Genomic DNA, 9,726 nt, shown 5'->3' with positions numbered 1-9,726 from the left:
TGAATCGCCCCGAGTTCATCGGAGACCAGTTTGTTTAAGTCAGGCCACTTTACCTGACTCGTTTAAATTATCATAGTAGTCTGTTTCATATTGAGCTGGTGAAATATACCCAATTGAAGATAATAAGCGTTGATTATTAAACCAATTGACCCACTCTAACGTTGCGTATTCAACAGCATCAACATTCTTCCACGGGCCATTTCTGCGAATAATCTCTGTTTTAAATAATCCATTTATTGTTTCAGCCAATGCATTGTCATAAGAGTCACCCACACTGCCTACAGACGCTTGAATTCCAGCTTCAGCAAGTCGCTCAGTGTATCGTATAGACAAATATTGGCTGCCTCTGTCGCTGTGGTGAATTAACCCTTCGGGGTTGCCACGATGCCAAATAGCTTGCTCTAACGCATCAAGAATAAGCTCTGTGTGCATTGTCGTTGATACACGCCAACCTACAATGTATCGTGAAAAAACATCTATCACGAAAGCGACATAAACAAACCCACTCCATGTGGCAACATAGGTGATGTCAGCTACCCAAAGTTGATTTGGCTGCTCAGCAGTAAATTGACGATTAACTAAATCAAGTGGCTTATCTTGTTGCTCGTCAGGTATCGTTGTCTTATGTGCTTTACCCCGACGAACACCTTGAATTCCCATAACTCGCATCAATCGTTCGACTGTACAGCGGGCGACTTGATGGTCGTCAAGCTGTAGCTGCTTCCATATTTTTCTTGCACCATAAACTGACATATTATCCTCCCACACTTCGCGAATGAGTATTATCAGCTCAGCATCACGCTTTTTGCGGTTAGACAGTCGCTCAGGCTCTCTTTGTATCTGTTTATGAGAATAATACGTTGATGGTGCAATCGGCAATTCCTTGCAAATTGACTCGACACCGTAATGCTCTCTGCAAGCATCAATAAAATCCACTATTACTTCTGTTTGCGGTCGAGCTCCGCTTGGGCGAAAAAAGCGGCAGCTTGCCTCAGGATATCATTCGTTCGCTTGAGCTCTTTATTCTCGCGCTCTAAGACGGCAAGGCGTTCTTCAGTTGATTGCGTATTAGAAGAGGGTTTAGACGGTTGAGCTTGAGATTTCTTGACCCATGCTCTAAGTGTTTCTGGGGTACATCCCAGTTTATCTGAAATCGATACTAGCGCAGCCCAAAGAGAAGGGTATTCATGCTGTTGTGTGGTAACAAGCCTAATTGCACGTTCACGAAATTCTGATGTATAGCGATTTGATTTTTTCATAGTTCCAGTTTCTCAAGTTATTGAGTCTCTGGCAAACACGGGGCGATTCATTGTTCCAAACCCTAATGAGTTGTGAAGAATGGTTCTTCCATCTTCAACTTTTAAAGCTAAGATATCTTCCGGTAGAAAATCACCAATAATAAGTGGGGAATGTGTAGTTATAATAAACTGTGTTTTTGACTCTAAACCTATACTTTTTATTAATTCTATTAGTTCAAAAATAAATTTCCTTTGCCATTCTGGGTGTAAATATAAATCTGCTTCATCAATTAAAAATAGCTTAAATCCATGTGTTTCGTCCGCTATTAAAAAATTATAAATAGATGAAAAGAGACTTGTTTTAGCAAACTCACCACTACTCAAGCCTTGCCAACCATGATCAATATTACTCTGCAGATATTTAGGAAGTTTATTAATTTCACCTGACACATAATGAATATCTAAAGGGTCTGATACTTTTACTTGCTCTAATCCAGGATAGTATCCATTATAAAGGTAGCCTTCTGATGGAAAAATATACTTTAAGCTGTATAAAAACCCATGAAACTTTAACTGAGGTTCACTCCAAATACCTATTAAATCACTAGCTTCTTCGCTTACAGAATTAACACAACAAATATTTCTAACAACCTCAAAAAAAATTTTTAAGTCTTTATGTAATCCATATTCAAACTTTTTAAACAACTCAATTGTTGAATCATAGTTGATTCTCTCCCTTGAGTTACTTTTTTCAATGGCTCTTTCTATTACGTTAGCAATAATACTATGAACACCTAATTGCGTATAATCATTGTCATGATACAATTGATCCATACTAAAAAAGAGTTTTTTAACCAAATTCACACAAAGGTCGGCAGATAGACTTTTGTCTATTTTAAATTTTAGTATATTATTTCTAAAAATATTCAGAATACCCTTAGCTAATATTGCACTAGAAGTTGAGTCATGTAATTTGGAGTCAGGTGGGACTAAGAAACATAGGCCTTCGTCACAACATATATGCATTGACACACTCTCTAGAAATAAATTTAATAATTCTGATATGAAGCTTTGCAACTTTTCTGGTATGTCACTTGGTTCCCTTATCTTGTCCAAAGATACTATTAGCTTATTCACTTCTGATAGAGGATATTCATTTATTTCAGGAAGATTGAGAAATAACTCCCTGTTCTCATGAAAAAAACCATGTCGGGTAATAATATAAAGATATGATTCTTTAATCCAATTTTTTAAAGCCGGCGTCCACCCCCTAAACTTGAAGGTATAAATTACATTACGATCATTAACTTTATTACCTTTCCTATTAAAATAGGTAAACAAGTTTTCTAATTGTTTAGTTCTATTTCTTTTGCTATTACTCAGCTTTTCAGATGTTAAATCAACAACATTTTTCATTTTAGGTTTTCTATTAGAGCTAAAATTTGACAAATTATTGATTTTTACAATTCTGTGGTCATTTAGTAAAAGCGAATTTTGTACAGAATACTCTTGAAGCTTTCCACATAGTAAGACATCTATACTGCTAATATTTAAAACTTTTTTATAGAATACTTTTTGATTGGAGTCAAAAAACAAGCAAAAGCCAGAACTTTCGGTCTCACTGTGAATACTTTCGATGAAGTCCAATACAGAAGTTTTTCCTGAACCATTTTTCCCAATAACAGCCTTTAAATTTACCCCTTCATAATAGTCAGCTGTGTATAATTCATTGATTCTTACTTTCAATGCACCTCCGTTCAAATCAAAAATAAATTCGGACGTCAGCGGTATAAAAAGATTTTGAAGCTGATGATGTTCACTAATATAGACACAGACTAATTTCATACTATACCTGAGTTATTTTTTCACTAAATATACAGTGAGCTAAACAGCAGGACAATAATAAATATTGATACTATAAGAAATAAGCCATTGAGTTATATATCTTTCATTTCTCGAGCAAATATTTTAGCTGCTTTTAATAACACCTCCCTTTCTCTTGATGTATGTTGAAGATGCTCCTGAACCTTCATCAAAATAAATTTATTTTTGTTAGTGTCAAAACTTTCTTTGTGAACCTGTGCAATCCAAGCCTTTAACTGCTTAGTAGAAACTCCAATTTCACTAGCCACTTCAATAATTGGTGCACCGGTCTCAATAAGTTCATGTAATTTAATATTCACTTTGGAAGTATTTGTCATAAGTACCCACGCGCTTAGGATTCCTAAGTATACATGATAGACTAAAACTTAGAGAATCTAAGTACGAAATCGTTTTTATGATAATTCATTGGAATATATTAACCCCATACCGGCTCAGCTTGCTAAAGCTAGAAAAAAAGCTAACTTATCTCAAAAGGATTTGGGGATTCTTATTGGCCTTGATTCAAGCTCTGCGAGCAGTCGCATGAATCACTATGAGAAAGGTAGACACACACCTGACATTAAAACACTGAAGAGAATATCTTTAGAACTAGGAGTTCCACTAAACTATTTTTTTTGTGAAGACGACATAACAGCTGAATTGGTAATTCAAATAGCTAACTTAAATAACTCCGAGAAGGAAGAGTTATTAAATCAAATTAAAGAAAGCTTTAAAGCAAAATAGCACCCTAGCAGAATATTTTTTATAGCACGTTTTGTAAAACATCATAAGCCTGAAAATACATCAAATCATTCATTCTACTTCCATAGTTAACAGTTACCTTTTTTTTTGTAAAGTTTAAAACTTTTAACCTTCTGTAAATAATATAAAAAAATATTTTCTGTATGATGTTATTCAATATAAGGAAAAGACAGTTACACTATGCTCGACATGTTGCAACATTTACAACGTGTTGCACCTATCAAGTTTGATTTATTTGCAGTAAATCTCGACCAAAAACAACCTGGTTTTCCTGAGCATGTGCTTCCTGAGTATCTTGATAATTTAAATATTGAATACAAAATTGTAGAAGAAGATACCTACAGTATTGTAACTGATATTATTCCTGAGGGTAAAACAACCTGCTCGCTTTGCTCTCGCTTGCGCCGCGGTATTTTATATCGCACTGCTAAAGAGTTAGGTGCGACTAAAATTGCACTGGGTCATCACCGCGATGATATGATAGAAACCTTGTTTTTAAATATGTTTTATGGCGGAAAACTAAAAAGTATGCCGGCTAAACTAATGAGCGATAACGGTGAGCATATGGTTATTCGCCCACTGGCATATTGTAAAGAAGCCGATATAAGCAAATATGCGTTCAGCCAAGGCTACCCTATTATTCCGTGTAATTTATGTGGCTCACAAGAAAACTTACAGCGTAAACACACTAAAAATATGCTAGAGCAATGGAATAAAGAGCACCCAGGCCGTATAGAGAGTATTTTCACCGCCATGCAAAACGTTGTGCCTTCACACTTAGCTGATAATCAATTATTTGATTTTACCAACTTGCAAACGGGTGACGTTATTGATGGGGGCGATATCGCGCTCGATAAGCCAGATATTCCAAAAGCGCCAATTAATCATGAACAAGATGAAACAAACCAAGCCGACGTGGTTACCATTAATTTAAGCTAATTTTTAAGGGTTTGCAGTAATGCAAACCCTTCACTTTGTTCTATGCTGCTACTGACCAGCAGCTAATCCTTGTAAAAACTCTAAACTCTGCATTTCTTGTTTGTTTGCCTGATAAGGCAACTGTTGTAAGCTGTCGTAAGCAAAATCTTCAATAGTAAACTCGCTAATTTCACTTTCACCAAAACTGTTAAGCTCACCTGGGCTTGGCGACATTCGCTCAACAACAAAATCGCTTAACCGTAAGCCGCCCGTTTGCTTGGGCAAAACAGACCAATGCGCTTTAAAGTCAATTTGCTGACTGCCCTCATTTAAACGTGCTTTAGCAACTAAATGTGCTAATGGCGAAGTTCCACTGTATAAGTTAGCTCTTAAACGGTATAAGCCACTTTTTATAACTGTTAAATTGGCCGGTACTATCATGTTTTCATTACGTGGATAGGCGTTTTCAAAACCAGTTAAGGTTGCACTAGGCGGCATATAGTGTATTTGTGCCACCACCGGGACTATTTTACCCGCGATATCGGCTTCAACTAATAATTGTAAATTACGTGGATAGTCTTCTTCACCTTTAAATGTCATTGCCAGCTCGTTTTGACGAGCCACACCACTTTGCGTTTTTAGCGACTTTTTGGTGTCTGTATTACTGAGTGTTACTACCGCCTTACCTAAATTTGGGGCGCTTACGGTTAGCTCTATAGCTTGTGGATACACATACCGATATTGAGACAAGCTCACTGTTAACTCCCCGCCTTGCTCACCCACTGGGCTGCTAACAGGAAAGAACTGATTTGGCTTAAGTCTGTCCTCATCATATACCGTTAATGGTTGTGAATAAGGCGGAAACGCCAAACTTTGTTGATACTGTTGTGCCACCGCCGATGCCGCTTTGGCTAAGTCTTCATCAAATGCTGACTGAGTTACTGAGCTGGTTTTTGTTGTTGCCTTTATCACAGGTTGGCTTAGCGTGCGCTGCTGAGCTGGAGGTGTCGATATCGGCTTTTTATCATTGAGAGGGGCTTGTTTTAGGGGGTAACTTGCATGACCCTCATCAATTAAAAACCACATAAGTAGGCCCATGCTGATAGCAAAGCCAATCACGTAGGACTTTTTCATCGGTTAGTTATCCTATATAAAACGTGTAGTACGTATACTACACGATGTTTTAAGTATGCTTATATTACGGGATCACATTATATATAAGTGCCGATGCACTCAAATTATCTGAGTCTTTTACATAACGATATTGTTTCTTCCAAAACCAACTACCTGTGGTTTCATCTACGGTTTCAAACCCTAGCGTGTCGCCAGCTACCATAATGTTATTCATCGCAATCGTTACATTTCCTTGGCGCTGCGCTTGTTGAATCTCATTATGGCTGTAACTGTTAGTCATCATTAATGGATAATGATATGGCATAAAACTATTAACAGCATCACCTTGCGATTTTAAACGCCCATTAGTGTCAATATTGGTGCTACAGCTACCAAATGAGTTTACCGAGCTTGCACCACATGATGAGTGAGTAGCCACTACCGAGTCGTCATTACCGCGTAAAAATCCAGCCGTTAAACCTAAGTAAGCATTACCATCGGCTACAAAACGTAAACGAGGTGTGCGTGCATCAGGTAATGGCGCAATTCTGCGTGCATTATTTACTTTTAAATCGTGCAATACGCCTACCGCCTCATTAACTTCACTGCCTAACCACCACGTTAGCGCGGCATCTACAGCAAAATTCCACGATGCGCCTGTTAATGTACTCACCGCTAAGTCGGCCAATTCACTGCCGCCACCAGCACCTGCTAAATCAAAGGTGGCAATAATATTAAGCGGCTGTAATCCGGCATTTTCAAGCCAGTTTTCTTGGTTATCTATGATATATCGGGCAACTAAGTCACCGGTTGAATGAGTCACAAATACACAGCCTAGCTCGCATAGATTTGAGCGAGAAATTTGCTGTAGTTTAGGCCATACCCAATCGGTGGTGATTTTTCCTTCTATTCGTTCATATGCAGGCCAATCGATGCGCTCGTCTGCGCGGTTCACCCAATAAGACTGCCAATAGCTTTGTCCATCGTTTACCACATCACTGGCTGCTCTATTGGTAAGTTGTGATACCTGCAAACCATGAATTAAAATTACTTTATACTCTTTACTGAGCGCAGAAAAACTCATTAGCAGGCTTAATGCTGCTGCAAATAAAGAGACGCGTTTAAATATGTGTGTGTTGTTCATATTAATCCTTAACTGATTCAATATTTTTATTATGCTTAGCTTGTTACACGCTGTTGTCGGTGCATGGTAAAAGCAACGCATTGACCAGTATTGGGAACAAAGTTAAAAAGTGCAACATTTTGTTATCATTTTCACTGTTAAGGCTAAATATCTGCGTTAAAATACGACAAAAGCCCTAAACTATTGTGCTATTTGGAACAGTTTGTAAGTTTTATAAACCGCCATTGAAAACACCGTGAGCTTTTTTATTAACTATCGCATGGCACTACTTTTTATCAGCGTAATAGCGTAAGTTAGTTACATAAGAACAACCAAGGAATCATAATGATAAAAAAAATAATATGTGGTGGCTTTTTATTAACCGCCATTTCCGCCCCTAGTTTTGCCGCGAGTGTTAACACCCAACTTGAACAAGCAACACAAAGTGTGAGTGAAAAAGTCATTACATGGCGTCGTCATTTGCATCAATATCCAGAACTGAGTAATCGCGAATTTGAAACCGCCAAGTACATTACTGAACATTTAAAATCACTGGGTCTTGAAGTACAAACGGGTGTTGCGCATACCGGTGTTGTGGCTAAATTAAGCGGCGGTAAAAAAGGCCCCTTAATCGCATTGCGTGCTGATATGGATGCTTTACCGGTTACCGAACAAGTTGATTTACCCTTTGCCTCTAAACAAACATCAACCTATCGTGGCAATGAAGTAGGCGTTATGCATGCCTGCGGGCACGACACTCATGTTGCTATTTTAATGGCCGTGGCAGAGTCACTGGTAAAAATAAAAGATCAGTTAGCGGGCGAAGTACTGTTTGTATTTCAACCGGCTGAAGAAGGTGCCCCCGAGGGCGAAGAAGGTGGCGCTGAGCTGATGTTAAAAGAAGGCTTATTTAAGCAAAAGCCTGAGGCCGTGTTTGGTTTACATGTCACCAGCTCACTCAATACAGGGCAAATTGGCTTTCGTGAAGGGCCACTAATGGCCAGTGAAGATTCTTTCACAATTAACGTAACGGGGCGTCAAACACATGGTTCGCGTCCATGGAATGGCGTAGACCCAATTGTTGCTTCATCACAAATTATAATGGCAACTCAAACAATCGCCTCTCGCCAAGTTGATGTAACTAAAGCGCCTTCAGTCATTTCGTTTGGCGCAATTAATGGCGGCATACGCTCAAATATAATCCCTGATAATGTAGAGCTGATTGGTACCATTAGAACCTTTGATCAAACTATGCGCGCCGATATTAAAAAACGTTTAGCTAAAACCGCTGAGCTGGTTGCCGAATCCGCTGGTGCTAAAGCCGATGTGCATATAGATCACGGCTACCCTGTCACAGTAAACAATGTAGCACTCACCCAAAAAATGACCCCAACACTTGCCCGTATTGCTGGTGCTGACAACATTATTACCACCGATTTAATTACCGGCGCAGAAGACTTTAGTTATTATGCGCTTGAAACCCCTGGGCTATTTTACTTTTTAGGCGTCACTCCAAAAGATCAAAACGCTAAAACGGCAGCAAGTAATCATTCACCTCAGTTTTATGTCGACGAAAGCGCCTTACAACTCGGCGTAGAATCATTATCTCAACTGGTTGTTGACTACTTACAATAACAACTCAACGTAACAAGCACAGGGGTAATAACCTTGTGCTTGTAAAGCTAGGGTCTGTTGACCTTTGCGGATTAATATTTGTTCAAGCTAGGGGCGGTTTAATCACGGCGCGAGGTTTGTAACCTAGTGGACTATGTAAAAACCGAGCAAAGCTTCCGCGTCCTGCTCACGCCCCTTACCTACATCCATGTAGGCAACAAAGAGTAAATCGCCCCTAAGCAGAACCCTTCGGGCAGCGCCTGTTTGGCATTGATGCTGCGTTATCGCCTATTTATGGGGAATAACCACACCACACAGGCTCTGCCTTGCTTTAATACCAAGCAGACTGATGCAAATTCAACCTTGAAAGGTAAACAGACCCTAGTGTTATTCAGCTAATATAAATCCCCTTTCGCTTACCTTTAATTATATAAATCTCAAATTGGAAAGGACGCCTTAGTGACAGCAGAATATTTTAATTTTTTAAGCCTAATTGGTGTGGCTTTTTTTGCAATTTCAGGTGCGTTATTAGGCCATGACAAAGATATTGGTGGATTTGGTGTTGTCGTCGTTGGCTCAGTCACCGCGCTTGGCGGTGGAACGCTCAGAGATATTCTTCTTAACCAACCTGTATTTTGGATATCCAACCCAGATTTTTTATATGCCACCTATGGCGCTATTTTTGTCACCGTTATGTTTATCCGCCACTTACCCGATGTGTCTAACTATTACATGTTGCTGGTTGACGCTATTGGTATGGCTATTTTTAATGTGGTCGGTATTGAAAAAGCATTAATTGAAGGCACCACCATGATGGTTGCACTTACAATGGGAATGACGACGGGGATATTTGGTGGCTTAATACGTGATGTGATCTGTAGAGAAGTACCACTGGTGATGCGAGAAGAGCTCTACTCCACCGCCTGTTTTGCAGGAGGCTTGACCTATGCCGCGCTATTTTTATTAGAAGCCCCTTATTTATGGTGCATTCTTGGTTCGCTGTTGGTCAGTGTTTTTTTAAGATTGGGCGCACTCCATTTTGGCTGGCAACCCAATCTATTTAGAAAAAGAACACCAAAAATAAACGATTAGTAT

8 protein-coding genes, 1 pseudogene and 1 other annotated feature are annotated in these 9,726 nt (G+C 39.1%); of the genes and pseudogenes, 4 read left to right on the top strand and 5 right to left on the bottom strand.

The annotated features are described in order from the left end of the window. Positions 1 to 39 precede the first annotated feature (39 nt). The 3 genes from ND6B_RS07445 to ND6B_RS07460 form a co-directional block, all read right to left on the bottom strand. Positions 40 to 1,259, bottom strand: a protein-coding gene (locus ND6B_RS07445; protein ID WP_223230517.1) for an IS3 family transposase whose coding sequence is annotated in 2 segments (ribosomal slippage) — positions 40 to 971 and positions 971 to 1,259 — 1,221 coding nt in all. Because the reading frame shifts where the segments join, the coding sequence is not laid out codon by codon here. Next, positions 865 to 981, bottom strand: a sequence feature (AL1L pseudoknot). It overlaps the preceding gene by 117 nt. A gap of 12 nt (positions 1,260 to 1,271) precedes the next feature. Beyond that, positions 1,272 to 3,083, bottom strand: coding sequence for an AAA family ATPase (locus ND6B_RS07455; RefSeq protein ID WP_033103712.1), 1,812 nt, complete (start codon positions 3,081 to 3,083; stop codon positions 1,272 to 1,274). Between the two features lie 92 nt (positions 3,084 to 3,175). Then, positions 3,176 to 3,439 (bottom strand): transposase, encoded by a 264-nt coding sequence (locus tag ND6B_RS07460; RefSeq protein ID WP_033103711.1) that lies wholly within the window; start codon positions 3,437 to 3,439, stop codon positions 3,176 to 3,178. Positions 3,440 to 3,527: 88 nt separating this feature from the next. On the opposite strand from ND6B_RS07460, the gene ND6B_RS0119305 reads away from it, so the two are divergent. Next, entirely contained in the window at positions 3,528 to 3,845 is a 318-nt protein-coding gene (locus tag ND6B_RS0119305) for a helix-turn-helix domain-containing protein (RefSeq protein WP_033103710.1), read from the top strand. A 180-nt stretch (positions 3,846 to 4,025) separates the two neighbouring features. After that, positions 4,026 to 4,802: pseudogene (ttcA, locus tag ND6B_RS19645) on the top strand (tRNA 2-thiocytidine(32) synthetase TtcA); the annotation flags it as partial. A 48-nt stretch (positions 4,803 to 4,850) separates the two neighbouring features. On the opposite strand, the gene ND6B_RS07470 reads toward ttcA, so the two are convergent. After that, positions 4,851 to 5,915 (bottom strand): hypothetical protein, encoded by a 1,065-nt coding sequence (locus ND6B_RS07470; protein WP_033103709.1) that lies wholly within the window; start codon positions 5,913 to 5,915, stop codon positions 4,851 to 4,853. A gap of 64 nt (positions 5,916 to 5,979) precedes the next feature. Continuing rightward, on the bottom strand, positions 5,980 to 7,038 hold the full coding sequence (locus ND6B_RS07475; protein WP_033103708.1) for a hypothetical protein: 1,059 nt from the start codon (positions 7,036 to 7,038) through the stop codon (positions 5,980 to 5,982). Positions 7,039 to 7,362: 324 nt separating this feature from the next. Between ND6B_RS07475 and ND6B_RS07480 the strand changes: the two genes are divergently transcribed. Then, positions 7,363 to 8,652, top strand: a complete 1,290-nt coding sequence (locus ND6B_RS07480) for an amidohydrolase (protein WP_033103707.1) — start codon at positions 7,363 to 7,365, stop codon at positions 8,650 to 8,652. A 438-nt stretch (positions 8,653 to 9,090) separates the two neighbouring features. After that, positions 9,091 to 9,723 (top strand): trimeric intracellular cation channel family protein, encoded by a 633-nt coding sequence (locus ND6B_RS07485; RefSeq protein WP_033103706.1) that lies wholly within the window; start codon positions 9,091 to 9,093, stop codon positions 9,721 to 9,723. The last annotated feature ends 3 nt before the right edge of the window (positions 9,724 to 9,726 follow it).

The organism is Pseudoalteromonas sp. ND6B, from assembly GCF_000764215.1.
Taxonomy (GTDB): domain Bacteria; phylum Pseudomonadota; class Gammaproteobacteria; order Enterobacterales; family Alteromonadaceae; genus Pseudoalteromonas; species Pseudoalteromonas tetraodonis.
Note: the sequence above shows the minus strand (reverse complement) of the source record. Positions and strands in the feature narration are given on the sequence as shown.